The 24111-nt window shown below is 68.5% G+C and carries 31 protein-coding genes; 19 read left to right on the forward strand and 12 right to left on the reverse strand.

The window, feature by feature from the left end; genetic code table 11:
• Nucleotides 1–36: 36 nt before the first annotated feature.
• The 6 genes from ACFT32_RS17080 to ACFT32_RS17105 all read left to right on the forward strand — a co-directional run bounded on the left by ACFT32_RS17080 (nt 37) and on the right by ACFT32_RS17105 (nt 6448).
• Complete coding sequence (locus tag ACFT32_RS17080) at nt 37–1602, forward strand: ABC transporter ATP-binding protein (RefSeq protein ID WP_382489691.1); 1566 nt, start codon at nt 37–39, stop codon at nt 1600–1602.
• Complete coding sequence (locus ACFT32_RS17085; RefSeq protein ID WP_382489692.1) at nt 1602–2723, forward strand: ABC transporter permease; 1122 nt, start codon at nt 1602–1604, stop codon at nt 2721–2723. Before ACFT32_RS17080 ends, ACFT32_RS17085 begins: the two co-directional genes overlap by 1 nt.
• The gene (locus tag ACFT32_RS17090) at nt 2720–3994 is read left to right on the forward strand and encodes an ABC transporter permease (RefSeq protein ID WP_382489694.1); all 1275 of its coding nucleotides are present in this window, start codon (nt 2720–2722) and stop codon (nt 3992–3994) included. Before ACFT32_RS17085 ends, ACFT32_RS17090 begins: the two co-directional genes overlap by 4 nt.
• Nucleotides 3991–4395 carry a cytidine deaminase gene (locus ACFT32_RS17095; protein ID WP_382489695.1) on the forward strand — a complete coding sequence of 135 codons (405 nt, stop codon included), beginning with the start codon at nt 3991–3993 and terminating at the stop codon, nt 4393–4395. Before ACFT32_RS17090 ends, ACFT32_RS17095 begins: the two co-directional genes overlap by 4 nt.
• A gap of 85 nt (nt 4396–4480) precedes the next feature.
• Entirely contained in the window at nt 4481–5758 is a 1278-nt protein-coding gene (locus ACFT32_RS17100; protein WP_382490732.1) for a thymidine phosphorylase, read from the forward strand.
• A gap of 96 nt (nt 5759–5854) precedes the next feature.
• Nucleotides 5855–6448 carry a Uma2 family endonuclease gene (locus ACFT32_RS17105; RefSeq protein ID WP_382489697.1) on the forward strand — a complete coding sequence of 198 codons (594 nt, stop codon included), beginning with the start codon at nt 5855–5857 and terminating at the stop codon, nt 6446–6448.
• Between the two features lies 1 nt (nt 6449).
• Here ACFT32_RS17105 and ACFT32_RS17110 read toward each other — a convergent pair whose 3' ends face one another.
• Nucleotides 6450–7376, reverse strand: a complete 927-nt coding sequence (locus ACFT32_RS17110) for an AEC family transporter (protein WP_382489699.1) — start codon at nt 7374–7376, stop codon at nt 6450–6452.
• Between the two features lie 139 nt (nt 7377–7515).
• Between ACFT32_RS17110 and ACFT32_RS17115 the strand changes: the two genes are divergently transcribed.
• The gene (locus ACFT32_RS17115) at nt 7516–7902 is read left to right on the forward strand and encodes an STAS domain-containing protein (RefSeq protein ID WP_382489701.1); all 387 of its coding nucleotides are present in this window, start codon (nt 7516–7518) and stop codon (nt 7900–7902) included.
• Here the strand turns inward: ACFT32_RS17115 and ACFT32_RS17120 are convergent.
• The 3 genes from ACFT32_RS17120 to ACFT32_RS17130 all read right to left on the reverse strand — a co-directional run bounded on the left by ACFT32_RS17120 (nt 7786) and on the right by ACFT32_RS17130 (nt 11452).
• The gene (locus ACFT32_RS17120) at nt 7786–8802 is read right to left on the reverse strand and encodes a sigma-70 family RNA polymerase sigma factor (protein ID WP_382489703.1); all 1017 of its coding nucleotides are present in this window, start codon (nt 8800–8802) and stop codon (nt 7786–7788) included. The genes ACFT32_RS17115 and ACFT32_RS17120 overlap by 117 nt on opposite strands.
• Nucleotides 8803–8942: 140 nt before the next feature.
• Complete coding sequence (dnaN, locus tag ACFT32_RS17125) at nt 8943–10082, reverse strand: DNA polymerase III subunit beta (protein WP_382489705.1); 1140 nt, start codon at nt 10080–10082, stop codon at nt 8943–8945.
• 98 nt (nt 10083–10180) lie between these two features.
• Nucleotides 10181–11452 carry an MFS transporter gene (locus ACFT32_RS17130; protein WP_382489706.1) on the reverse strand — a complete coding sequence of 424 codons (1272 nt, stop codon included), beginning with the start codon at nt 11450–11452 and terminating at the stop codon, nt 10181–10183.
• Nucleotides 11453–11515: 63 nt separating this feature from the next.
• Between ACFT32_RS17130 and ACFT32_RS17135 the strand changes: the two genes are divergently transcribed.
• Entirely contained in the window at nt 11516–12475 is a 960-nt protein-coding gene (locus ACFT32_RS17135; RefSeq protein ID WP_382489708.1) for a LysR family transcriptional regulator, read from the forward strand.
• 98 nt (nt 12476–12573) lie between these two features.
• Here ACFT32_RS17135 and ACFT32_RS17140 read toward each other — a convergent pair whose 3' ends face one another.
• The gene (locus ACFT32_RS17140; RefSeq protein WP_382489710.1) at nt 12574–13335 is read right to left on the reverse strand and encodes a prolyl oligopeptidase family serine peptidase; all 762 of its coding nucleotides are present in this window, start codon (nt 13333–13335) and stop codon (nt 12574–12576) included.
• Between the two features lie 123 nt (nt 13336–13458).
• Between ACFT32_RS17140 and ACFT32_RS17145 the strand changes: the two genes are divergently transcribed.
• From ACFT32_RS17145 to ACFT32_RS17195, 11 genes are all read left to right on the forward strand, one after another.
• A complete protein-coding gene (locus ACFT32_RS17145; RefSeq protein WP_382489712.1) occupies nt 13459–14559 on the forward strand; it encodes an adenosine deaminase in 1101 nt (366 codons plus the stop codon).
• Nucleotides 14478–16172 (forward strand): recombinase family protein, encoded by a 1695-nt coding sequence (locus ACFT32_RS17150; RefSeq protein WP_382489714.1) that lies wholly within the window; start codon nt 14478–14480, stop codon nt 16170–16172. Before ACFT32_RS17145 ends, ACFT32_RS17150 begins: the two co-directional genes overlap by 82 nt.
• A gap of 238 nt (nt 16173–16410) precedes the next feature.
• Nucleotides 16411–16713 carry a hypothetical protein gene (locus tag ACFT32_RS17155; protein ID WP_382489716.1) on the forward strand — a complete coding sequence of 101 codons (303 nt, stop codon included), beginning with the start codon at nt 16411–16413 and terminating at the stop codon, nt 16711–16713.
• Nucleotides 16714–16823: 110 nt separating this feature from the next.
• Nucleotides 16824–17633: a hypothetical protein gene (locus ACFT32_RS17160; protein WP_382489718.1), complete on the forward strand. Its 810-nt coding sequence runs from the start codon at nt 16824–16826 to the stop codon at nt 17631–17633.
• The gene (locus ACFT32_RS17165) at nt 17623–17952 is read left to right on the forward strand and encodes a hypothetical protein (protein WP_382489719.1); all 330 of its coding nucleotides are present in this window, start codon (nt 17623–17625) and stop codon (nt 17950–17952) included. Before ACFT32_RS17160 ends, ACFT32_RS17165 begins: the two co-directional genes overlap by 11 nt.
• 414 nt (nt 17953–18366) lie before the next feature.
• Complete coding sequence (locus ACFT32_RS17170; protein ID WP_382489721.1) at nt 18367–18663, forward strand: hypothetical protein; 297 nt, start codon at nt 18367–18369, stop codon at nt 18661–18663.
• Nucleotides 18656–18970: a hypothetical protein gene (locus ACFT32_RS17175; RefSeq protein ID WP_382489723.1), complete on the forward strand. Its 315-nt coding sequence runs from the start codon at nt 18656–18658 to the stop codon at nt 18968–18970. Before ACFT32_RS17170 ends, ACFT32_RS17175 begins: the two co-directional genes overlap by 8 nt.
• 80 nt (nt 18971–19050) lie before the next feature.
• The gene (locus tag ACFT32_RS17180; RefSeq protein WP_382489725.1) at nt 19051–19410 is read left to right on the forward strand and encodes a hypothetical protein; all 360 of its coding nucleotides are present in this window, start codon (nt 19051–19053) and stop codon (nt 19408–19410) included.
• Between the two features lie 72 nt (nt 19411–19482).
• Nucleotides 19483–19647 (forward strand): hypothetical protein, encoded by a 165-nt coding sequence (locus ACFT32_RS17185; RefSeq protein WP_382489727.1) that lies wholly within the window; start codon nt 19483–19485, stop codon nt 19645–19647.
• A gap of 140 nt (nt 19648–19787) precedes the next feature.
• Nucleotides 19788–20189, forward strand: coding sequence for a hypothetical protein (locus ACFT32_RS17190; RefSeq protein ID WP_382489729.1), 402 nt, complete (start codon nt 19788–19790; stop codon nt 20187–20189).
• Nucleotides 20186–20482: a hypothetical protein gene (locus tag ACFT32_RS17195; RefSeq protein ID WP_382489731.1), complete on the forward strand. Its 297-nt coding sequence runs from the start codon at nt 20186–20188 to the stop codon at nt 20480–20482. The genes ACFT32_RS17190 and ACFT32_RS17195 overlap by 4 nt, the downstream gene beginning before the upstream one ends.
• A gap of 52 nt (nt 20483–20534) precedes the next feature.
• Here the strand turns inward: ACFT32_RS17195 and ACFT32_RS17200 are convergent, their stop codons facing one another.
• The 7 genes from ACFT32_RS17200 to ACFT32_RS17230 are packed head-to-tail and all read right to left on the reverse strand — an operon-like array spanning nt 20535 to nt 24105.
• On the reverse strand, nt 20535–22034 hold the full coding sequence (locus ACFT32_RS17200) for a hypothetical protein (protein WP_382489733.1): 1500 nt from the start codon (nt 22032–22034) through the stop codon (nt 20535–20537).
• Between the two features lie 4 nt (nt 22035–22038).
• Nucleotides 22039–22302 carry a hypothetical protein gene (locus ACFT32_RS17205; protein WP_382489735.1) on the reverse strand — a complete coding sequence of 88 codons (264 nt, stop codon included), beginning with the start codon at nt 22300–22302 and terminating at the stop codon, nt 22039–22041.
• Nucleotides 22299–22766: a hypothetical protein gene (locus ACFT32_RS17210; protein ID WP_382489736.1), complete on the reverse strand. Its 468-nt coding sequence runs from the start codon at nt 22764–22766 to the stop codon at nt 22299–22301. Before ACFT32_RS17210 ends, ACFT32_RS17205 begins: the two co-directional genes overlap by 4 nt.
• Nucleotides 22767–22774: 8 nt before the next feature.
• Nucleotides 22775–23071 carry a hypothetical protein gene (locus tag ACFT32_RS17215; RefSeq protein WP_382489738.1) on the reverse strand — a complete coding sequence of 99 codons (297 nt, stop codon included), beginning with the start codon at nt 23069–23071 and terminating at the stop codon, nt 22775–22777.
• A gap of 8 nt (nt 23072–23079) precedes the next feature.
• On the reverse strand, nt 23080–23322 hold the full coding sequence (locus tag ACFT32_RS17220; protein WP_382489739.1) for a hypothetical protein: 243 nt from the start codon (nt 23320–23322) through the stop codon (nt 23080–23082).
• A gap of 10 nt (nt 23323–23332) precedes the next feature.
• The gene (locus ACFT32_RS17225) at nt 23333–23815 is read right to left on the reverse strand and encodes an HNH endonuclease signature motif containing protein (protein ID WP_382489741.1); all 483 of its coding nucleotides are present in this window, start codon (nt 23813–23815) and stop codon (nt 23333–23335) included.
• Complete coding sequence (locus ACFT32_RS17230; RefSeq protein ID WP_382489742.1) at nt 23812–24105, reverse strand: hypothetical protein; 294 nt, start codon at nt 24103–24105, stop codon at nt 23812–23814. Before ACFT32_RS17230 ends, ACFT32_RS17225 begins: the two co-directional genes overlap by 4 nt.
• Between the last annotated feature and the right edge of the window lie 6 nt (nt 24106–24111).

Genomic DNA, 24111 nt, shown 5'->3' on the forward strand with positions numbered 1-24111 from the left:
AGCAGCCCTCCGGCCGGAGCGGCGGTCAACGAATCGGTGACCGCCGTCGAACTCGCCGGGATCACCAAGCGTTTCCCCGGCGTCGTGGCCAACCACGACATCCACCTCAGCGTCCGCAAGGGCACCGTCCACGCCCTCGTCGGCGAGAACGGCGCCGGCAAGTCGACGCTGATGAAGATCCTCTACGGCATGCAGAAGCCGGACGAGGGCACCATCGCCGTCGACGGCGAGCAGGTCACCTTCTCGTCGCCGGCCGACGCCATCGTCCGCGGCATCGGCATGGTCCACCAGCACTTCATGCTCGCCGACAACCTCACGGTCCTCGAGAACGTGGTGCTCGGCAGCGAGAAGCTCCACGGCATCGGCGCCAAGGCCCGCCGCAAGATCAAGGAACTCTCCGAGCGCTACGGCCTGGACACCAAGCCCGACCTCCTGGTCGAGGAGCTCGGCGTCGCCGCCCGCCAGCGCGTGGAGATCCTCAAGGTCCTCTACCGCGGCGCCACCACGCTGATCCTCGACGAGCCCACAGCCGTCCTGGTGCCGCAGGAGGTCGACGCCCTCTTCGCCAACCTGCGCGAACTGAAGTCCGAGGGCCTGTCGGTCATCTTCATCTCGCACAAGCTCGGCGAAGTGCTCTCCGTCGCCGACGAGATCACCGTCATCCGCCGCGGCACCACCGTCGGTACGGCCGTCCCCGCCGAGACGACGCCGCGTCAGCTCGCAGAGATGATGGTGGGCAGCGAACTGCCCACGCCCGAGACGGCCGAGTCCACGGTCACCGACCGCCCGGTCATCACGGTCGACAAGCTCCGCCTCGAGGCCCCCGGCGGCAAGGCCCTCCTCGACGACATCAGCTTCACCATCCACGAGGGCGAGGTCCTCGGCATCGCCGGTGTCGAGGGCAACGGCCAGACCGAGCTGGTCGACGCGCTCATCGGCCTCAAGCACGCCGACTCCGGCACGATCACCCTCGCCGCCGAGGAGATCACCGCCTGGCCCACCCGCAGGCGCCGCGAGCAGGGCATCGGCTACATCCCCGAGGACCGCCACCGCCACGGCCTCCTCCTGGAGGCGCCCCTCTGGGAGAACCGCATCCTCGGCCACGTCACCGAGAAGCCCCTCGCCAAGGGCGTCTGGCTGGACCCGAAGGCCGCCCAGGAGGACACCCGTCGCATCGTCGAGGCGTACGACGTGCGCACGCCCGGCATCGACGTCACCGCCGCCTCGCTCTCCGGCGGCAACCAGCAGAAGCTCATCGTCGGCCGCGAGATGAGCCACAAGCCCCGCTTCCTGATCGCCGCGCACCCCACCCGGGGCGTGGACGTCGGCGCTCAGGCCGCCATCTGGGACCTCATCCGCGAGGCCCGCCGCGAGGGCCTGGCCGTGCTGCTGATCTCCGCCGACCTGGACGAGCTGATCGGCCTGTCCGACACCCTGCGCGTGATCTACAACGGCAGGCTCGTCGCGGACGCCGACCCGGCCGGCATCACGCCGGAGGAGCTCGGCTCGGCGATGACCGGCGCCGCGTCCGGACACCTGGAACACGAAGAGACCCCCGAGACCCGCAAGTCTCCCGAGTCTGGGGAAGACGAGGCCCGCTGATGAAGAAGTTCGACAAGGAGCGCGTGCTCCTCGCGGTGGCCGGGCCGGTCATCGCGCTCGCCGTGGCCTTCGTCCTGATCGCGATCGTGCTGATCGCCTCGGGCAAGAACCCGATCGAGCCGTTCGCCCTGATGTTTGAGCAGCTCGGCTTCTCGGACATCCAGGTGCTCATCATCAACCAGGCGTCGATGTACTACATCGCGGCGCTCGCGGTGGCCATCGGCTTCCGGATGAACCTGTTCAACATCGGCGTCGACGGCCAGTACCAGCTCGCCGCCATGATGGCCGCCATCGTCGGCGCCCACGCGAGCATGCCGGCCGCGATCCAGGTGCCGCTGCTGCTCCTGACCGCCGTCCTCACCGGTGCCTTCTGGGCCGGCATCGCCGGTGTCCTCAAGGTCACCCGCGGCGTCAGCGAGGTCGTCGCCACGATCATGCTCAACGCGATCGCCACCTCGGTGATCTCCTACCTGTGGCTGCCGGACGTCTTCGGCGTCAAGGTCGGCAACAACAACACCACCGGCGAGATGCACGAGTCCGGCTGGATCCCCGGCATCGGCATGGGCGCGGCCGGCGAGATCTACGGCCTGGTCCTGCTCGCCGTGCTGCTCGGCATCGGCTACTGGGTCGTCCTCAACCGCACCCGCTTCGGCTTCGACCTGCGCGCCTCCGGCGCCTCGCAGACAGCGGCCGCGGCCAGCGGCGTCGACCCCAAGCGCATGGTGCTGACCGCCATGCTGCTCTCCGGCGGCCTCGCGGGTCTGGCCGGCCTGCCGATCCTGCTCGGCGACACCCACACCTACAGCCTGAACTTCCCCACCGGCATCGGCTTCCTGGGCATCGGCATCGCCCTGCTGGGCCGCAACAGCCCCGTCGGCATCGCCTTCGCCGCCCTGCTGTGGGCCTGGCTCGACAAGGCCTCGCCCGAACTGGACTTCCACGGCTACGACAAGGAGATCGCGGTCATCATGCAGGGCCTGATCGTGCTCTCGGTCGTCGTCTCCTACGAGGCCGTCCGCGAATGGGGCCTGCGCCGCCAGCAGCGCCGGGTCGGCGCCGAACTGGCCGCCGGTCACGTCCTCGGCACCCACAACACCACGAAGGAGGTGGCTGGCCGATGACCGCCCCCCTGATGGCGAATGACCTCAACCAGCCCACGCTGCAGCCCGCGGCGCCGACCGGCCGCCGGCTGTCGTGGCCCGTCCTGCTGCTGGTCATCGCCGGCGGTCTGGCGCTGACCTCGATCGTCCGCATCATCACCGGCGCCGACGGCATCACCAACGTCAGCCAGATGTCCACCGCGCTCCAGCTCGCCGTCCCGATCGGCCTCGCCGGTCTCGGCGGCCTGTGGGCCGAGCGCGCGGGCGTCGTCAACATCGGCCTCGAGGGCATGATGATCCTCGGCACCTGGTTCGGCGCCTGGGCCGGATTCCAGTGGGGCCCGTGGACCGGAATCCTGGTGGGCATCGCGGGCGGCGCGATCGGCGGCCTGCTGCACGCCTTCGTCACGGTCACCTTCAACGTCAACCACATCGTCTCCGGTGTGGCCATCAACATCCTCGCCCTCGGCGCCACCCGCTATCTCGCGCCCCTCGCCTTCGAGGGCCACACGGGCGGCTCCGCCAAGCAGTCCCCGGCGGTGGACTCCCTCGGCAACTTCACGGTGCCGGGCCTTTCCGACGCCCTGCGGGATCTCAACGCCCACGGCTGGTTCCTGATCTCGGACATCGCCGGCCTGCTCGGCGGCCTGGTCACCAACGTCTCCTGGCTGACCCTGATCGCCATCGCGCTGATCCCCGCCACCTGGTGGATCCTGTGGCGCACCGCCTTCGGCCTGCGGCTGCGCTCCTGCGGCGAGAACCCGGTCGCCGCCGAGTCCCTCGGCGTCAACGTCTACAAGTACAAGTACATCGCCGTGATCATCTCCGGCGGTCTGGCCGGCCTCGGCGGTGCCTTCCTGTCCATCGTGGCCAACCCCTTCTACCTGGAGGGCCAGGTCAGCGGCCGCGGCTATATCGGCCTCGCCGCGATGATCTTCGGCAACTGGATGCCCGGCGGACTCGCCCTCGGCGCGGGTCTGTTCGGCTACACCGACAGCCTCAACCTGCGCGGCGGCTCGGCCAACGTGCACGCCCTGCTGCTGCTCGGCGCGCTCCTGCTGCTCATCGGCGCCATCTGGCTGGTGGTCAGCAAGAAGTACGTCCACGCCGCGATCACCCTGATCGTCGGCGGCCTGGTCTTCGCCTGGTACGCGACCACCGACGAGGTCCCGAACCAGGTCGTCTCCGCCACGCCGTACGTCATCACCCTGGTGGTGCTCGCCCTGTCCGCGCAGCGTCTGAGGATGCCGAAGGCGGACGGCATGCCGTACCGGAAGGGGCAGGGCAAGTGACCGGCGCCGGCCCGGCCGTCGACTGGGAGAGGCTGCGTGCGGTGGCCCGGGACGCCATGTCCCGGGCGTACGCCCCGTACTCCGGCTACCCGGTGGGCGTGGCCGCCCTGGTCGACGACGGCCGGATCATCTCCGGCTGCAACGTCGAGAACGCCTCGTACGGCCTCGGCCTGTGCGCCGAGTGCGGACTGGTGTCGGAGCTGCACAACACCGGCGGCGGCCGTCTGACGCACTTCACCTGCGTCGACCGCGACGGCGACCCGCTCGTCCCGTGCGGCCGGTGCCGGCAGCTGCTGCACGAGTTCGGCGGCCCGGACCTGCTGCTGGAGACCCCGGCGGGCATCCTGCCGCTGTCGGAGATGCTGCCCCAGGCATTCGGCCCCGGCCACCTCAGCAAGTAAGTCATTCCCGTACGGCCCCTCCGAGTCGCTCAGGAGGGGCCGTACGGCTTCTGGAAATCCTCGGAAGGAAGCCCAAGCCATGGCCATGGACGCCATCTCCGTCATCCGCACCAAGCGGGACCGCGGCGAGCTCAGCGACGAACAGATCGACTGGGTCATCGACGCGTACACCCGCGGGGAGGTGGCCGACGAGCAGATGTCGGCCCTCGCGATGGCCATCCTGCTCAACGGCATGAACCGCCGTGAGATCGCCCGCTGGACCGCCGCGATGATCGCCTCCGGCGAGCGCATGGACTTCTCGTCCCTGTCCCGCCCGACGGCCGACAAGCACTCCACGGGCGGCGTGGGCGACAAGATCACGCTCCCGCTGGCCCCCCTGGTCGCCGCCTGCGGGGCCGCCGTGCCCCAGCTCTCGGGCCGCGGCCTCGGCCACACCGGCGGCACGCTGGACAAGCTGGAGTCCATCCCCGGCTGGCGTGCCCTGCTCTCCAACGAGCAGATGCTGAACGTCCTGGACACCACCGGCGCGGTGATCTGCGCGGCGGGCGACGGCCTGGCCCCCGCGGACAAGAAGCTCTACGCCCTGCGCGACGTCACGGGCACGGTCGAGGCGATCCCCCTGATCGCCTCCTCGATCATGTCCAAGAAGATCGCCGAGGGCACGGGCTCGCTGGTCCTGGACGTCAAGGTGGGCACGGGCGCCTTCATGAAGACGATCGAGGACGCCCGCGAACTGGCCTCCACGATGGTGGGCCTCGGCACGGACCACGGTGTCCGTACGGTCGCCCTGCTCACGGACATGTCGACCCCGCTCGGCCTCACCGCGGGCAACGCCCTGGAGGTCCGCGAGTCGGTGGAGGTCCTGGCCGGCGGCGGCCCGGCGGACGTGGTCGAACTGACCATCGCCCTGGCCCGCGAAATGCTGGACGCCGCAGGTCTGAAGGACGCCGACCCGGCGAAGGCCCTGGCCGACGGCTCCGCGATGGACGTCTGGCGCCGCATGATCGCGGCCCAGGGCGGCGACCCGGACGCGCAGCTGCCGGTGGCCCGCGAACAGCACGTGATCAAGGCGGCCGCCTCGGGCACCCTGACCCGCCTCGACGCCTATGACATCGGCATCGCCGCCTGGCGCCTCGGCGCGGGCCGCGCCCGCAAGGAGGACCCGGTCCAGGCAGGCGCGGGCATCGAACTCCACGCCAAGCCGGGCGACACGGTCACCGAGGGCCAGCCCCTCCTCACCCTCCACACGGACACCCCCGAACGCTTCGACTACGCCCTCCAGGCCATCGAGGGCTCCCACGACATCGCCGCACCGGGGACGAACTTCACGGCGTCGCCGGTGGTGCTGGAGCGTATTGCCTGACCTGGGGCTTTCTCGTCTGGGTGAACGGGACTGGTGGACCCGCACCAGTCCCGTTCGGCATGCTGGGATCGGTGACGCACTGATTGGAGAACCGCCATGAGCGCACTCACCGTCGACCACTCGACGGCCAGCGGCCACGAGTGGGACGACCTCGTTTGGATCTGGCAGGAGACGGACGCGCCCGAGGGCTGCAAGGTGGAGATCATCGAGGGGATCGTCACCGTGGCACCACCGCCGTCCAATGCCCACAACGACATCGCAGACCTGGTTCAGCGAGCCTTGTACGAGGTCGTCCCCAGGCACTGGGGCATCTACCAGACCCTGGGCACGGCGGTCCCGTCCCGTGACGGGCTCTACATTCCGGATCTAGCAGTCGCCCCCAGGCAGGTGCTGCGAGGCGAGGGCGGCAACTTCATCCCAGCGGCTGCCGCCGAACTCATCGTCGAGATCACGTCCAAGTCGAATGCGGCGCATGACCGGATCAAGAAAGCCGCAGGCTACGCCCAAGCCGGTGTTCCGCTGTACCTACTCATCGACGGCTGGGCCCCCGGCGGTCCGACCATCACGCTCTACGGCGAACCGCAAGCGGACGTTTACCGGGTCCTGGACGCAGGCAAGTTCGGAGAACGCATCGACCTGCCGGATCCCTTCGCCCTCGAGCTCGACACCGGAGAGTTCCCGGAGAACTGAGTCACCCCAACAACGCCGCCACCACCACAAGCACCGGCACCGCCAGCACCGTCGACAGCAGGATCGCCTCCCTCGCCAGTACCTCGCCCACCCGGTAGTTGTTGGCGTACGTGAACAGGTTCTGGGCGGCCGGCAGGGCGGATGTCACCACCACGTCGAGCAGGGACGCTCCGTGGAGCCCGAAGGCGCCCGCTGCCAGGGCCCAGGCGATCAGGGGCTGGGCGATGGCCTTGAGGGCGACGGCCAGCAGGACGGGGGCCCGTTCCGCGCCGCGCAGGGGGAGTGTGCTGCCGCGCAGGGAGATGCCGAAGGCCAGGAGGACCGCCGGGACGGACATGTTGCCGATCAGGGTCAGGGGGTCCATCAGCGGGCCCGGGACGTGGAGGCCGGTCGCCGACGCCGCCACCCCCGCCAGGGAGCCCAGCGCTATGGGGTTGCGCAGCGGAGTGAGCAGGCTCTGCCACAGCGGGCGCTTGTCCTCGTCCCCGACGGTCGCCAGGTCCAGGACCGTCAGCGCCACCGGCGTGACAGCGACCAGCTGGAACAGCAGTACCGGCGCCACCAGCGACGCGTCGCCCAGGACATACACGGCGATCGGGATGCCGAGGTTCCCCGAGTTGACGTAGCTGGAGCACAGGGCGCCGATCGTCGTCCGGCCGACCCCCCACCCGCGCACGGCACCCACCGCCACGAAGACCCCCGCCGCCGCTGCCGTGCTCATCGCCGTGACCAGCAGCCGGTCGGAGAAGATCACCGCCAGGTCGGCCTGCGCGAGCGTCGTGAAGAGCAGCGCCGGGGACGCCACATGGAAGGCCAGCTTGGTCAGGACCTCGCGGCCCCCGTCACCCAGATAGCCCCGGCGGCCGATCAAGTAGCCGACCCCGATGACCACGGCGATGACCGCGAACCCGCTCAGCACTCCCTGCACGACGCCCCCTCACCGGCGAAGAGAGCATCAGGCAGCGCGGGAGGGGCAGGTGCATGGGGCATACAGCCAACCCTCCGGGGAAGGCCATGTCCCGGTCAATGTGATCTTCACAGCGCGACGACAGGAAGGAACCGTCGCGATGAGTTACAGCCGCCCGCCCGGTCTACCGATCGTGGACGCCATGACACCCCCCGTGCTCGTACTGCCCGGCCCCTTCACCCGGGACGAGGTGAGAGGGCTGAGCGACGACGTACGGGCACTGCTGCACACCAGCGGTGCCCGGGTCGTGGTGTGCGATGTCGGAGGCCTGGGGCCACCGGGCCTCGCCACCGTCGACCTGCTGGCGCGGCTCCAGCTCGCCGCCCGCAGGGCAGGAGGCCGGATCAGACTCCGCGACCCCGACCCGGCCCTAGGCGCCCTGCTCGACCTGGTCGGTCTCCGCTTCGAGACGGAGGGGCAGGTCGAAGAGCGGGAACCAGCGCTCGGTGTCGAGGAAGCAGTGGAACCCGGTGATCCGGCCGTCTGAGATCTCCAGCACCTGGACCGCCCACGGCATGAAGCCGCCGCCCTCCGGGTCGGGCTTGTACTGGGCGAACCCCGGCACCCCGTTGACCTCGACCGGCACCAGGCGGGAGCCCGCGCAGGGCGCGCCGAGCGTGGTCATGAAGCCGGTGATGTCGTCGACGCCGGTCAGCCACAGGTCGAACGGCGGCATCGTCATGACCGCGTCCTCGTGCAGCAGGGCCGTGAGCGCCGCCATGTCGTAGCCCTCGAAGGCCGCCATGTAGCGGTCGAGCAGCTTCTGCTGGTCCTCGTCCAGCGGGTCGGAGACGACCGCGTCGGCACCCGGCTGCTGCCGCTCGGCCAGGGTGGCGCGGGCCCGCTGGAGGGCGCTGTTGACCGACGCCACCGAGGTGTCCAGCAGCTCGGCGACCTCGCTGGCCTTCCAGGCCAGGACCTCGCGCAGGATCAGCACCGCCCGCTGCTTGGCCGGCAGCTGCTGCAGGGCGGCCATGAAGGCCAGCCGCACGGACTCCTTGGCGACCGCCGCCTCCGCCGGGTCGCCGGTCGAGGGCAGCACACGGGCGTCCGGCATGGGCTCCAGCCAGGTGTTGTCCGGTCGGGGGGCGAGCGCCGCCTGGGCGAGCGGGGTGGACTCGGTGAGGTCCATGGGCCGGGCGCGCTTGTTGCCCGCGGTCAGCATGTCCAGGCACACGTTCGTCGCGATGCGGTAGAGCCAGGAGCGGAGGCTGGAGCGGCCCTCGAACTTGTCGTAGCTGCGCCAGGCGCGGACCATCGTGTCCTGCACCGCGTCCTCGGCCTCGAAGGAGGAGCCGAGCATCCGGTAGCAGTACCCGGTCAGCTCGGTCCGGTGTGCCTCCAGCCTGGCATCCAGGTCCGTCGGTGTCGCCGTGCCGTTCGTCATCGCCCACCCACCCCAGTGGAATTTCTGTCACGCGCCATTGCGCCCAGCACTTCGGAAGCTACCGCAGCCCACTGACAACGGCGCCCCGAGCGCACAAACGCGCAGGCAGGAGCGGCCGCTTCAGACCGGTTGCAGCCGCCTCAGACCAACTGCTTCACCGACATCAGCAGATGCCGGTGTGTCCCGTCCCCCGCCGTGTCCGCCCCGGGGCCCGGCACCCCGTGCAGCAGCGCCCGCTGCCCCGCCCCCAGCAGCTCCAGCCGCACCCGAGGGCTCTCGAAGGACGTCAGCGCGTCCAGCAGATAGGCCGGGTTGAAGGCCACCGGCATCTCCTCGGCGCCGCTCAGCGTGGCCGGCAGACGCTGGACCGCCACGTCGTCCCCGAAGCCGGCGCGCAGCATGACGGAGCCGTCGGCCGAGAAGTCCAGCCGCACCGGGCTGTTCGCCTCCGCCACCACCGCGACCCGCCGCACGGCCTCCGCGAGCCCCTCGCACTCCACCTCGGCGACCGCCGCCCCCGCCATGTCGAACAGCGACTGGTAGGCCGGCAGCCGCCCGTCCAGGAGCCGCAGAGCCGTCCGCGTCGGCCCGCCCTCGAAGCCCATCAGACCGCCGCCACCGGCCGGATCCCACCCGATCAGCACGTCCCCGCAGCGCCCCAGCGACCGTGCGACATCCAGCAGCCGCCGGGCGGGGAGCAGCGCCTCCAGCACACCGTCGACAGCGGCCTCCGGCCGCCACTCCAGCCGCCGTGCGGCGTACCGGTAGCGGTCCGAGGCGGTGAGCGTCATCTCCCGGCCCTCCAGGCGCAGTTGGACGCCCGTCAGCAGCGGCAGCGTGTCGTCGCGTCCGGCGGCGACCGCGACCTGCGCGACGGCGGTCGCGAACGCGGCGGCGTCCACCGTGCCGTACGGCGCGGGCGCCGCCGGCAGGGCCGGGTACTCGGCGAGCGGCAGCGTCGAGAGCCCGAAGCGCGTACCGTCCGCCTCCACCGTGAACCGTGACGCCTCCAGCGCGCAGCTCACCGGCCCCTCCGGCAGCACCCGGCAGACTTCCAGCAGCCGCCGCCCCGGGACGAGCACCCGCCCGGACACCGCGGTCTCCGCCTCGGCCTCCACCCGTACCGCCGCCTCGAAGTCGAACCCCGTCACGGCGAGCCGTCCCGCGTCCGCCTCCAGCAGCAGTCCGCCCAGCACCGGCACCGGCGTCCGCGCGGGCAGCGCCCGTACCGCCCGGCCCACGGCCTCGGCGAACGCCGTACGGTCGATGCGGAACTCCATGAGAAATCCCCCTGCTCGGTCCGGTGGTCAGCAGACGCGGACGTTATCCGCGCCCACTGACAACCGGCCCCGACCAGGGGGAACGACGCACTGTACGGTCAGGCGGCCGTGGCCGGCCTCCGCTGCAGCCGGGCCGCCCGCGTGCCGAACACCGTGATCGTCACGACGCCGAGCACCGCCAGCAGCCCGACCCCGACCGTTCCGGCCCAGCCGCCGGAGTGGAAGGCGATCGCGCCGACCGTGCTGCCCGCGCTGGAGCCGATGTAGTAGGAGGACTGGTACAGCGCCGAGGCCTGTGCGCGGCCGGTCGTGGCCGTCTTGCTGACCGCCGAGGAGGCCACCGCGTGGCCCGCGAAGAAGCCGCCGGTGATGAGGACCAGGCCCAGCAGGACCAGCGGCAGGGATCCGGCCAGGGACAGCAGCAGGCCCGCGGCCGTCGTGCCGCCCGCCGCGTACAGCGCGCCCCGGCGGCCCATCCGGCCCACCAGCCGGCCCGCGGTCGACGCCGACACCGTACCGACCAGGTACACCAGGAAGATCGAGCCGATGATGCCCTGGGGCAGCGAGAACGGGGCCTCGGTCAGGCGGTAGCCGATGACCGTGTACACGCCGCCGAACACCGTCATGAACAGCGCGCCGATCGCGTACAGCCGGCACAGCAGCGGGTTGGACAGGTGGTCGCGGACCGTGCGGGCCAGGACGCGCGGCCGCAGCGAGCCGGCCTTGAAGTGCTCAGGGGCGGGCAGCAGCGCCCGGAAGGCCACCGCACACGCCACGGCGATCGCGCCGATGACACCGACGGCGACCCGCCAGCCCCACTCCTGCGCGACCCAGCCGGTGATGACCCGGCCGCTCATCCCGCCGACGCTGTTGCCCGCGACGAACAGCCCGATCGCGGTGACCAGCGCCTTGGGGCTGACCTCCTCCGCGAGGTACGCGGTCGCCGACGCGGGCAGCCCGGCCAGGGCCGCGCCCTGGAGCGCCCGCAGCACGACCAGCACGCCCAGCGACGGGGCCAGGGGCACCAGCAGCCCGATCGTGACGGCCACGGCCAGTGACCCCGTCATGACCGCACGCCGTCCGAAGCGCTCGGACAGGGCGCTCATCGGCAGCACGAACAGCGCCAGCCCGCCCGTCGCGGCGGCCACCGTCCAGCTCGCGTCGCTCGCCGCCACCCCGAACTCGCCGGAGATCAGCGGGAGCAGTGCCTGGGTGGAGTACAGCAGCGCGAAGGTCGCGACACCCGCGAGGAAGAGGGCGAAACTCATCCGGCGGTAGCCGGGCCCGCCCGGCGACATTCGGGAGTCGGAAGCAGGGACAGAGGCATCGGCGCCCACGATGGTGGACGCCCCGGTACTGGCGGGAGACATGCTTCGAAATTACGTACGCCCCCACTGATCCGTCCAATGCATGGAACGGCGATAATCGTTCCCATGGTGCATCAACCCAGTTCACCGGCTCGCCTGTCACCATCCAGTGACACAGAAGACATGGCAGAGATGTCGAGGGTGCTGGCGCCCCGCCTGGCCTACTTCGCCGGCGTCGCCCGTACCGAGCACGTCACCCGCGCCGCCCAGGAGATGAACGTCCCGCAGTCGACCCTCTCCCGCTCCATGGCCCGTCTGGAGCAGGACCTGGGCGTCGACCTCTTCGCCCGCCACGGCCGTACGGTCTCCCTCACCCCGGCCGGCCGTACCTTCCTCACCTCCGTCGAGCGCGCCCTGGCCGAGGTCGAGCGCGCCGCCGAGGAAGTGCGGGCCGACGCCGACCCGGCCACCGGCAAGGTCGCCTTCGGCTTCCTGCACACCATGGGCGCCGAGACGGTCCCGGGCCTCCTCCAGGCCTTCCGCGCCGACCATCCCCGTGTCCGCTTCAGCCTGGTCCAGAACTACGGGGAGGCCATGCTCGAACGCCTCCGGGCGGGCGAACTCGACCTGTGCCTGACGTCACCCGTCCCCGACGCCCCCGGCCTGGTGGCCCGCCGCCTCGACGAACAGAAACTCCGTCTGGTCGTCCCGGCCGACCACTCCCTCGCCACCCGCCGCCGCATCCGCCTGGCGGAAGCGGCCGACGAAACCTTCGTCACCCTCGAACCCGGCTACGGCATGCGCCGCATCACCGACGACCTGTGCCAGGAGGCGGGCTTCAAGCCCCGCATCGCCTTCGAGGGCGAGGAGGCGGAAACCCTCCGAGGCCTGGTGGCAGCAGGCCTGGGAGTCGCCCTCCTGCCCCCACCGGCAGTCCCTCGCCCCGGCGTCGTGGAACTGACGGTCACGGCCCCCCGAGCAGTCCGAGAAATCGGCGTCGCCTGGCTGGAAGGCCACCCGGACACACCCCCGGTAGCAGCGTTCAAGAGGTTCCTGCTCTCAAGAAGAGGCAGTCTGCTGCCCTAGTCAGGGGCGCGGGGCTGTATCGATCTGCGGCTCCGCCGCGTGGGCGCGACAAGCCACAGACAACCCGCACAGGCCGACCAAGAAGCACCCCGACGACGCTACCGCCGCAACGAAGAGCCGAACCCCGCAGCCAACGGCATCCGCAATCCCAACGGCGGCGGCGCGGCCAACGCATCCCGCACAGGCCGGGACACCGCCCGCCCGTACACCGCCCCCATCACGAAGTCCTCGGCCAACGCCAGCACTTCATCCCGGTACTGATGCAACCCGTGCCCATCCGCATGCACTTCGAACCGGCACACATCCCGATTCGCCTTCTTCATCCGCGCCGCCAGCCGGAACGACAACTCGGGATCCGTCCGCTCGTCGTTCGTGCCGTGCACGATCAGCACCTGCCGCCCCACCAACTGCTTCACCGGTTCGGGTGGCGCCGCCACATCGTCCTCCGGCAGCCAGGGGGCCAGCGCCAGCACGGAGTTGACGGCCTCGTGCCCACCCGCACGCAGCCCGGCCCGGCCGCCCATCCCGGTCCCCGCGAGGCAGACGGGCACGTCCCCGTACCGCCGTACGACCTCGTCGGCCGCCCAGGCGGCGTCCGTCGCGAGATTGGCCTCGCTGCCGTTCCAGCCGCGGCAGCGGTAGTGCACCACGTGCGCGGCCAGACCCTCGTCCCGGCCCGCGCGGGCCAGCCGGCGCCCCAGGGCGCGTACGGAGGCGGTCGCCAGCATGGGCGACGGTCTGCGGCCGGAGACCTCGTCCCCGTTGGGCAGCAGCAGCACCACGCCGCTCACCGCTGTCGGCTCCGGACCGAGTGTCCTGCCCAGCCGGGCCCTGCGAACCGGCGTCGCTTGGTGTGCCATGACAGAACAGTGTCAGAAGCACCGGTGTATTCGACCCGTCCCCGGGGTCACCGTTACGTATCGACGAAAACGTAAAGGGGCCGAAGAGGCGCCATCTACGCGCGTAGGAGTTAGAGTGCGGAAATGACGAGCCAGACCATCGCGAACACCCCGACACCGGACCAGATCCGCCGGGCGCCCAAGGTTCTGCTGCACGACCACCTCGACGGCGGCCTGCGCCCCGCCACGATCGTCGAACTCGCCCGCGAGAACGGCTATACCCAGCTCCCCGAGTCCGACCCGGAGAAGCTCGGTCTCTGGTTCCGCGAAGCCGCCGACTCCGGTTCCCTGGAGCGGTACCTGGAGACCTTCTCCCACACCGTCGGCGTCATGCAGTCCCGCGACGCCCTGGTCCGGGTCGCCGCCGAGTGCGCCGAGGACCTCGCCGAGGACGGCGTCGTCTACGCCGAGGTGCGCTACGCCCCCGAGCAGCACCTCGAGGGCGGGCTGAGCCTCGAAGAGGTGGTCGAGGCCGTCAACGAGGGCTTCCGGGAAGGGGAGCGGCGCGCCGGGGAGAACGGCCACCGCATCCGAGTCGGCGCCCTGCTGACCGCCATGCGGCACGCGGCCCGCGCCCTGGAGATCGCCGAACTGGCCAACCGCCACCGGGACCTGGGAGTGGTGGGTTTCGACATTGCCGGTGCCGAGGCCGGCTACCCGCCCACCCGGCACCTGGACGCCTTCGAGTACCTGAAGCGCGAGAACAACCACTTCACCATCCACGCCGGCGAGGCCTTCGGGCTGCCGTCCATCTGGCAGGCCCTCCAGTGGTGCGGCGCCGACCGGCTCGGGCACGGTGTACGGATCATCGACGACATCCAGGTCCACGAGGACGGCCGGGTCGAACTCGGGCGGCTCGCCTCGTACGTCCGGGACAAGCGCATCCCGCTGGAGCTGTGCCCGAGCTCCAACCTCCAGACCGGGGCGGCGTCCTCGTACGCCGAACACCCCATCGGGCTGCTGCGCCGACTGCATTTCCGCGCCACCGTCAACACGGACTACACATCAGACAGTGCACTCATATGGCCGACGCGAGCGCCACCGAGTGCACCGCAGCATGGTGGTCAGCCGCTTGTCCGTCGCGCTGGCCGCCTAGGAGCACGATGCAGCAGACCATGGGCGGACTCCCCTTCACGCTGGCCTCCGGAAGGGTCGTCCGCACCGCGATCGTCTACATCCGCGTGAGCACCGCACGCGAAGACATGAAAAGCCCTGAGCAGCAGCTCAACATCTGCCAGTTCTACGCGGAAACGCGAAACATTCGGATCGTCGACGTCGTCCCGGACCTCGACCTTTCCGGCGCTGATTTCGCCAAGCGAAAGATCGGCGACATCATCGAGCGCGTTCGTAACAAAGAAGCGGACGCCATCGTTGTGTGGGAGTACAGCCGCTTCGGCCGCACTCTCGTCGGCTCGCTGTACTACATCAAGCAGCTTGAAGCCGCAGGCGGAGAACTGCTCTCTGCCACCCAGGACATCGACGCCACCACCCCCGCCGGCCGCTACATGCGAGACCAGTTCCTGCGTCTGGCGGAATACCAGCTCGACCAGATCACCGATGGCTGGAAGAGCACACACAAGCGTCGCATCGAGAATGGTCTCCCGCACAGCGGCCAAGAGCGGTTCGGCTACCGACGCTGCCCCGCCTGCTACCGACCTGAAGACAACCCGCGTCGTTGGGTCTGCAAGGAAAAGTGCGGCGGCCTTCTGGTTCCCGAGTACCTCGCCGAGGGCGAGGAAGAACGCACACTGCGAAGCGCGCAGTTGGAGCGCGGATACGACATGTTCGTGAACGGCGCCTCGATGTACCAGGTGCAAAAGGACGCCTGGGAGAAGGGGGTTGTCTCCCTGCGTGGAAATCGGATGGACGAGAGTGCGTGGCGAGCCGTCATGGACAGCGGATTTGCCGCCGGGCTACTCCGGGGGCGCAGCGACAAGACGACCCGGCCTACAAGCAGCAGCCCCGCTGAGTACGACATCTGGGGTGACGGTGCGCACGATTCTCTGGTTTCCCAGGAAGTGTGGGACGCGTACGTTGAGAAGCGCCTTCTTCGGGCGAAGTCACACGAGCGTCAAAGCACGCCGAAGTACGCCTTCTCTGGCCTGATTCGCTGTGGAGATCTGATGGCGAACGGGGAGCCGTGCAAGCTCACGATGAAAATCATCGGGCAGACCCGGAAGGGGAAGGAGACGATTCGCTACTTCACGTGTCCGCGTAATGAGCGTCATGTACGCGGTAAGTTCCTCAGTATGGCGATGCACCGCATTGAGAAAGTGGTGCTCGATTGGCTCATCGAAATGTCTAAGGGCGGTGAGCACTTGGCGCAGATCAGCATGGAGCGCGCGGCGAAGGCCGAGAAGAGTGCTTCCGAGATCCCGAGCACCAAAAAGGCCCTGGAGGCTTTGGAGCGGAGGAGGGCTCGAATTAACGAGGGGTGGGAAGCTGGCCTCACCGAGTTGGACGAGGCTAAGGAGAAGATGGCGGCCGTCAAGGTGGAAATCGCTGACATGAAGGCGAAGTTGCGTCGGCTTGAGACCGAGGCCGCCACGAATCGTGTGCCGGAGAGGGAAGTGTTCCAGGGGTTGATTGCGATCTGGGAGCGTGCGACGCCGCTTGAGAAGAGGCGGGCGCTGTCTCAGGTGATTGATCATGTGCGGATCACTCCCCCGCAAAAGTCCTGCACTGAGGGCAGCGACGCGTCGATCATCCCGCTGTGGGCGGATGACTCAGAGCGAGTCCTCAATCAGCCCTTCCGGAAGAAGGATGCTGCTGCTGTCGAGGCTGCCGCTGCTGCCTGAGTGCGGGTGGTCGTCCACCCAGATGCGGTGAGCGATCTCGCCGATTACGTGCCAGAAGTTCTCCCAGCACTCTTCTTCAGTGCTCGGCACTGAGGTACCCGAGGAACGGTCATGCGTCAACATGGCGTTGACCTTCCTCGGGTTTTTTCATACCTGCCAGCACCCATACGAGTGACGCATTTTGTTTGTGTAATAGTGCCCTCTGGAGGTGGGCGAATTGAGTCGTCGATTCACGCGAATGGCGGGAATCCTGTTGGCCCTGGCTTCGCTCGTGGCGGTCGTTGTCATCGCGGTGAGGGACGTGCAGGAGAAAGCTCCTCGTTTGGACAAGCGGAGCTATGAGGCGGGATACGGCGCGCTGGGGGGCGCGTGGCTGCCGCCGAGCGAGGAGGATCGGGCTACCACCGTGGCGCGGTGCGAGGAGACGTGGGTCGGGTACGTGAGGGCCGACGAGCATGCCCACGAGTTGCGGCGGGCCGACTGGGTTTCCGGGTGCGTCGATTTTGTGGAGGGAAAGGATTCGCGGTTCGCGCCCAAATGAGTGACGCGGCCGAAAGTGTGGGCCCCTGCTTCTTTCGGGAGGTGGGGGTCCTTGTCAGTGGCAGCGCCTACTCTGTGCGCGAGTCTCATTTTTCAGGGAGAAATTGGATCATGATCACGCCTCGGGCGCACTCTGTAGAGCAGGGCCGCGCCGACTTCGACGAGCTTGACCTGCGGCTCGACGATCACGTGTGCTTGGGCGACGACGACCACGCCCATGTGCGGGTCTGGCGTGCGCCCGACGACTCGCCGGTGGTGCACATCGGCCTCGACGTGAGAGCCAGCGTCGAGCACGCCAGGTTGCTCGGGGAGAACCTGCGGGTCCCCGACGGGGCGCACATCTTCGCCAACGCCCCGGAGTACGAGGAGGGGTTCGATCGGACGCTGGACGCGGCATTGCCGGCCGACGCGAAGCTGACGTTGATCGAGCATGTGCCGGACCCGCCCGAGGTGGCGAACGTGCCGTGGCCGCCGGAGGCTGCGCCCGTGGTGGTTCAGCTCGTTGTCGATGAGGACGACTTCGGGCTTCTGACGGGTGACTCCTACCCGTTCGGCAGCGACTACACGAATCTGGAGATGATCGACTCGTGGCATCCGAATGTCGGACGGGGCTATGACCACGAGGGAGAGTGGGAACGGGTGTACATCGTCCCGGGCCGGGGTGGGTGGTCGGGGGTGATGATGGCCACCGCGTTCTTGCAGGGGCATCGCCAGGCGTACGAGGTGTGCTGTGACCCGGTGGGTGACTGGTGGCTGTTGACGAACTTCAAGACGGCCGAGGTGCGCCGGAGCGAGCAGCAGCAGCAGGTGAGGGAGCGGCTGAAGCGGGAGGCCGCTGAGGCGTCAGATGACCCGCTGCTGAGGGCGTTCCACATGCCGTCTGCCGAGAAGAAGGGTGAGGATCAAAGCGATGGCGAGTGAGGTTCTGGGAGCGGGCCAGCAGCCGGTTGGTGATCCGTTCGAGGTGATCCTGCGCCAGGGTGCGGTGTGCGCGGAGTGGATGACGGGTCTGCGAACACAGTTGGAGCAACTGGACGTGCTGATCGACTCGGGCACGGCTGGTGCAGCGGAGGGGATGGACGCGACGGACGGTGCGCTTGAGGAGCACACCCTGGCGTTGCGCGAGGAGGCGCTGAAGACGATCCGGTACCTCCAGGCGAAGGTGCGTGAGGCGGAGCTGCACCTGGAGAACAAGGTCGGGAACGTGTACCAGATCCTGGGGGTCGAGAAGGATGAGTGACCTGGGGATCGGGACGTGAGGCACACGGTCCGGAAGAGGCCCGAGGGTCGGTGGCAGTGCGCCGATTGTCGGGCCGCTTTCGTTTCCCCGGAACGCGCCCGCCGGTCACGGTTCGAGTGCCCCGGGGTGCCGCTTCCTCACGGGCTCAAGCGGGAGCACATCGTGTACCCGACGTGGGGCAAGGACCGGTCGTGCGAGTCGTGGGGGTGCCCGGACCCGGACCCCTCGCACGACTTCCATGGGCCGGGGCTGTACTGCGATGACACAGGCTGCCCCTGCATGACGCACACCTGCGACTGCTGTGTGTGCGAAGGCAGGGAACAGGCCCCAGGACTGAACGTCCTGCGGGACAATCACGAGCCGGACGGCAGTGTTCTGCTGAGTCCGCGCAATCGAGTGGGGTGAAAGGTCGAGATGGACGAGTTCTACGTCGTGGCGAAGCTGAAGAAGGAGGCTGGCGGCGATGAGCTGGTGGTCACCGACGAGATCAAGGTGGCCAAGAAGGTCGAAGACGCGGTGAACCGGATCGGCGCGTGGAACGGCGACGTCTTCGCGGTCTGGGCGGTCGGGGACGTGCGCCCGAATCCGGCGAACGCCGAGGCGCACGCGCAGTCCGTCCGTCCGGACTCGCTGTGGGTGATCTCCGGCGAGATGCCGTACCAGATCGAGGACCGCTACTTGGAGACGGTGTGTCAGGACAGCCGTGGCTGAGAACGAGCTGCCCGTCGGCGAGGCCGGCGAGGGGCGCCCGAGGTCGAGCGATCCGTTCGCGGACCTGACGGAGCTGTTCGCCAAGGTCGACCCGGAAAAGCCCAACCAGAGTTTCCAGCAGGTCGTGTGCCGTATCTGCGGTGTGCCGTCGGGGTGGGCCGCTATCTGGGAGCCCGGGGGCAATGGTGCGAAGGCGTTGTCCGACTTCAGGGAGGGGCATCGCAAGGCCACGCAGGGGTCCGGGCCGTTCGGAGCTGTGGGCCACAACAAATGGCACGAGTTCAACATCAACCGGAGCCTGTTGTAACGGCTGATCAACACGGCTGCTAGAGCCCCCGCCTTTTCGGAAGGCGGGGGCTTTTGCATGCCCGGAAATAGGAGGGGACCGTGACCGACGAGTTGAAACGAGCCGCCGTGCGCGTCTACGTGACGTGCGTGCCGGACCTCGTGGTCGACAACGACGACTTCTGGGACAACGTCAGGCTGGGCCTGCTGGGGCTCGTGCCGTTCTGGAGCGCGGATCTGGCCGGGGCGTCCGAGGCGCGGCTGAAGCGGTTGGCCGAGGAATCGGAGGACGTGATCGCGCACAAGGCCGACGTCTTCCAGTTCCAGAAGGAAGGCCAGGAGGCCACGGGTGTGCTGTCGGCGCTGGCTGCCGCCATCGCGCTAGGGGCTCGGATGCCGGGCGGAATCACGCACCTGGGCGTCCATGCGTGTCTGGAGCCGCACGAGGGGTGTCCGCAGTAGGTCGTCGGCTGTGCCAAGGCCCTCGCTCATCGGGAGCGGGGGCCTTTCGTCGTGTCTGGAAGGAGTGCGGTGATGTGGGGTTGGCCGTTCGAGGTGTGGATCATCGTGGCGTCGATCGTGGTGCCGCTGGTGGGCTTAGGCATCGTGTGGCTGTGTATCCCGGGGCCGGGGAAGTCGGCTCTGGGGACAGAGGAGCAGGGGGACGGCAGCGGCCGGCACCGGCGCCGCAGACGGTAGGGCGTTTCTGCGGATGTGCCGGTTGCGGTCGCAGGTGCAATTGCACCCGTGTCACGCTGTGCGGTGAAGGGAGGTCGGTTGTGTCGGGGTGGATACCGTCGGCTGAGGACGCAGCGCTGTTGCCGTGCGCGTGGGAGGCGTTGTCGGACGAGGAGCGCATCTTCGTCCAGGAGATGTGCGCGCCGGGCAGTCTCGGGGTCATGCTCGGGGCCATGTTGCGCGCGGTGGGAGAGTGGGTCCCCGAGATCGGGGGGCGAGTCAGCGAAGGGGCAGGGATGAGAGAAGGACGCGCGGTCGTCGTCAAGACGGTCGAGGCATGGACCGCTCAGGTCCAGGAGGGCATGGAGCAGATCCGGGTCAAGAACGGCGGTGTGGACCCTTCGTCACTGAAGGAGGGCTTCGACATCGACCGTGAAGCGTTCTGCCGAGTGATCGAGGGCATGTACGCGCTCGCGGAGAATGGGCTGGTGGGGATGCCGGATGCGGAGTTGCAGCGGCTGGCCGACCTGAAGCCGGTCGCGCAGATCATGGAGCTTCCGTGAGCGGAGCGCCCGGTGGCCCCCTGCCGGCGTGGGACATCGTCGGCAGCGAGTATGAGGCGGTGACCGGGGACGGTGTCGTGTGGCGGCTGTGGGAGGTCACGCGGCCGGCCGACGATGACCCGCACCCGGCGGGGTACCGGCTCGCACCGCGCGATGACCTGACCGACCCCATGTTCATCACGGGGAAGAGCGGGCTCTATCACGCGCTCGATCTGGCAGGGGTGCGGATCGCGTCACCCGAGGTCCAGGCAGACCCGGCGGGCGCCCGGCGGCAGCTCGGGCTCGACGACTAGCAGGACCGTGGCGTCAGGGACGTGGTTCCGCGTGGGGCCGGCCTGGAGGGGGTTACTCCTTCGGGGCCGGCTCCTCGACGATTTCAGCGTCCATGATCCCCATCTGACTGAATGCCTGCTCGGCTGACACTGTCCCGGCAGGGCTGAGGGCGGGGGGCCCCTCTGACTTTGGTCCGAAGAGTCGGGAGATGAGTCCGACCTCGGCGGTCCCCTTGCTCTCCATCTTCATGGAGAAGGTAAATCCCGCCTCTTCGATGTCTGCCTTCAACTTGACGAACTTAGCGAGGCGGTCCATTTCCGAGGAGAGGTTGGGGTCCGCGTATCCGCCTTCGACCTCCTCTGACATGCGCATAGAGAAGACACGCATGGCTTGCATGGTGATAAGGCTGTCGAGCAGTGCGATGTACTGCTCCTTTGTTTTGACTCGGATCGGCATCTCGTAGACGCACGACTCCCCGGGCTGGTACTCGGGGCATTTGTTGGCGAGGAAGCATCCGTCACAGACCCTGATATTGAGGTCGACAGCGTTGATGCGGTGCTCGGCGCGTTCTTTTCGTTCGCCGGTTTCCGGGTCGTTGTAACGGTGGGTGAACTCCTCGGTTTCGATGCCTGGCAGGAGTTTCCTCACCCGTTCAGCGGGGGGTTCAGTTGCCCCTTCGTTCCCTGCTTTTTGGCGGATGGCCGTAACTGAGGCGAGCTGGTTTTCCTCGTTTCCGGGGTTGCCCGTTTCGGTGGTGGTAGTTACTCCGTTTCCATGGCGCTGCGAAATGTGTGCGATCTGCTTCTGCCAGGACCAGAGGCTGAGCTTGAGGTTCTCGGTGGCGTCGTCGGCGTCGATGAGGTCGGCGTCGAAGCCGGCCGAGGTGATGAGAGTCCTGTGGCGCTTGCGGGCCTGCGCCTTGTAGCGGGCGGGGTAGCGCTTCATCTCCCTGCCGGCCCAGATGAACGTTTCGCCATGCTGAGCGGCCGACAACCAGGTGGTGGAGGAGACGGAGTACCAGTCGGCCGAGAGCATCAGGGGCGGGCTGGAGAAACCCATGCCGTGGAGTTTGACCTGTCGGCTGAGGCCGCGCAGGACGGGGATGATGTCGCGGTCGCCCACGGTGGCCTGGCCGACGGCGATGTATCCGTGCTGGTCGGCCATCTGGCTCAGGGCGTCGAGCCCCCATTCCTCGTGCCAGACGGCGATGGCCTTTTCGGGGTGGAGGTGCTGCCGGCGGGCTTCGATCCAGTCGCGTCCCATGCTGAGCGCGTCGAATTCGGTGTAAGCCTGGATTCTGTCCAGGTTCTGCTCCACGAATTCGTCGTACCGGTCGGCGATGTCCTGGATTTCTTCCTTGGTGACCTCGACGCCGGGGCGATTGAGTGTGTGGCAGCCACTGTCCAGGAAAACGGACTGCTCCGGGGGGTAGTGGTCGGCGATAAGCCACGGCTTGGAGAACTTCACGCGGCGGCGGAGTCCCATATAGCTCATGCCGACGTGGGGAATGTTCTGGGCGGCGAGGAGCGAGCGGTGGGATGGGATTTCCGCGCCGGCGAAGTAGAAGATCATGTTGCTACTCGTCGTGGACGTCGATGAGGTCGACGATGGTTGAGCCGTTATGGCCGTGGATGGCTACGACGTCGTCGATGGAGTCATAAATGGCGGTCGACTTGGTGCCGGTGTTCCAGCGCATTGCCACGGTGCCGTCGGGGAAGATCACGCCGCCAGCGACGGTGCCTTCGCCGCTGATGCCGGTGACGTCCTCGTGCCGGTTGAGGTGGAAGCGGACGAGAGCGGTGTCGCTTCGTACCAGGTAGCGGGAGTGCTTGGTGGTCATGGCTGCTCCGTGCTGTGGGGGGTGAGGCGGAGTTCGTTCTGCCGCTCGACGGCGTTGGTGAGGTCGTCCCAGGGGCGGGGCGAGTGGTCGTAGTCGGGGCGCCACTGGGGCTGGGTGTAGGCGGCGTGGGTGATCAGGGCCGTGTTCCAGCCGTCGCCCAGCTCGGCGGCAGCGCAGGTGGGGTCGCATTCGAGGACCAGGCCGATGCGCCAGCTCCTGATGCGGTTGAGCGCTTCGAGGCGGCCGGCGGGCCCGGGGGTCGGCTGGTGGAGGTAGCCGAGGTGGCCGGTGAGGTGGCGCTTGGCCAGCCACAGCGCGCACTGCTCCTCGGTCCAGGACGCGGAGAGCAGGTAGAGACGCGAGTTCTTGGCGAGAGCCTGGTAGAGGCCCCAGCCGGTGTCGTAGTGGCCCTCGGCGTCCGGGGTGCGCAGGATGCCTTCGACGACCATGACGGCGGCGAGCACGACGGGCCTTAGAGCTTGAGCCGGTCGGCGAGGGACTGGTGCTGCGCGGCCTGCTGCATCTGCGCGGTCATCGCCATGAGCTGATGGGCGGTGATGGCGCTCTGCTTGCTGGCCTCGATGTCCGAGACGACCTCCGAGGCGCCGAACTTCATCTCCAGGACCGTGGCGGTGTGTTCGGCGGTGACGGGCTTGGAGAAGTCCGGCAGGGCCTCCCACTCGCCGTTGGTGTGCTGGACGACCATGAAGGCCGTGCGGACCTGGAGGGTGCCGTCGGGGCTGTCGGGGGTGGGGGTGTCGAGAGGCACGAGTGCTCCTAGCTGATTGCGTCGGGAATGCGGTGAGGATTGGGGCCGGTGCACTGGCAGCCGTCGACCGGGCTCCACGACGGGCAGGTGCCGAGCAGGCCGGCGGTGTGGCGGCAGGGCTCGTTCCAAAACGGCTCGTCGCAGCCGCACTTGTCGTTGTTGTGCCAGCGGGGTACGGGCTGGTGGCAGAGTTCGCAGATGAGGTAGGGGTTGGCGAAGCCGACGTATACGTGGGTTCTGGTCCGAGTCATCAGCGCTCCCCTAGTACTTGAATGACGAGTAGTCGTCCTGCTTTTCCGCGCGTTTGGCCGCTCGGCGTTCGCGGTCCCGGGTTCGAATACAGGTGACGCATTCACGCCGGCCGGAGTGCCAGCGCGTGTTTTCGTCGGTGTACTCGTGACCCTTGGGGCAGTGCGTTTTCCGTGCGTTCTTGGCGGAGAAAGATTCGCCACGCGCGACGTTTTCGGTAGCCGGTACGGGCTCCAGGTGGTCCGGGTTACAGCACGCCCTGATCCGGCATCGGTGGTCTACGTGCCAGCCCGGGGGGACGAGTTTCTGGTTGGCCAGCTCCCAGGCGATGATGTGGGTGCCCTTGGTGCGGCCGTTGGGCAGGCGGAATTTGCCGTACCCGTAATCGTCTTTCGCGCCCTGCCATATGTGGCAGTCATCGAATTCGGTGCCTCGGTCGACCTTGTCGAAGAATCGCTTCGTCCAGTCGGAGGCACTGCTGCGGCGGGAGGTCACTCGTACAGCCCGAGCTTGGAGCGCACTCGCTGCTCGTTGACGGAGCGGATGGGGCAGTAGTCGCAGAGGTAGCGCTGAGCGGCCGGGTTGGACTTGTCCCACTTGGGCAGGCCCTCGCTCTTGCGGTCGGCTGCGGTGGGCGGGGAGAGACGCTTCTTCTCCGAGTGGAAGTCCGAGCAGGTCTCTGGGCGGTGCCTGCTGCGCCAGCACTGCATGGCGTCCGATTTGAGGGTGTCGACGGCCTGGTAGACCCAGGGCTCCATTCCGGTGGCGCCCTCTTGCTGCCACACGCGCCG

It is taken from the genome of Streptomyces sp. NPDC057002, assembly GCF_042673825.1.
Classification (GTDB): Bacteria; Actinomycetota; Actinomycetes; order Streptomycetales; family Streptomycetaceae; genus Streptomyces.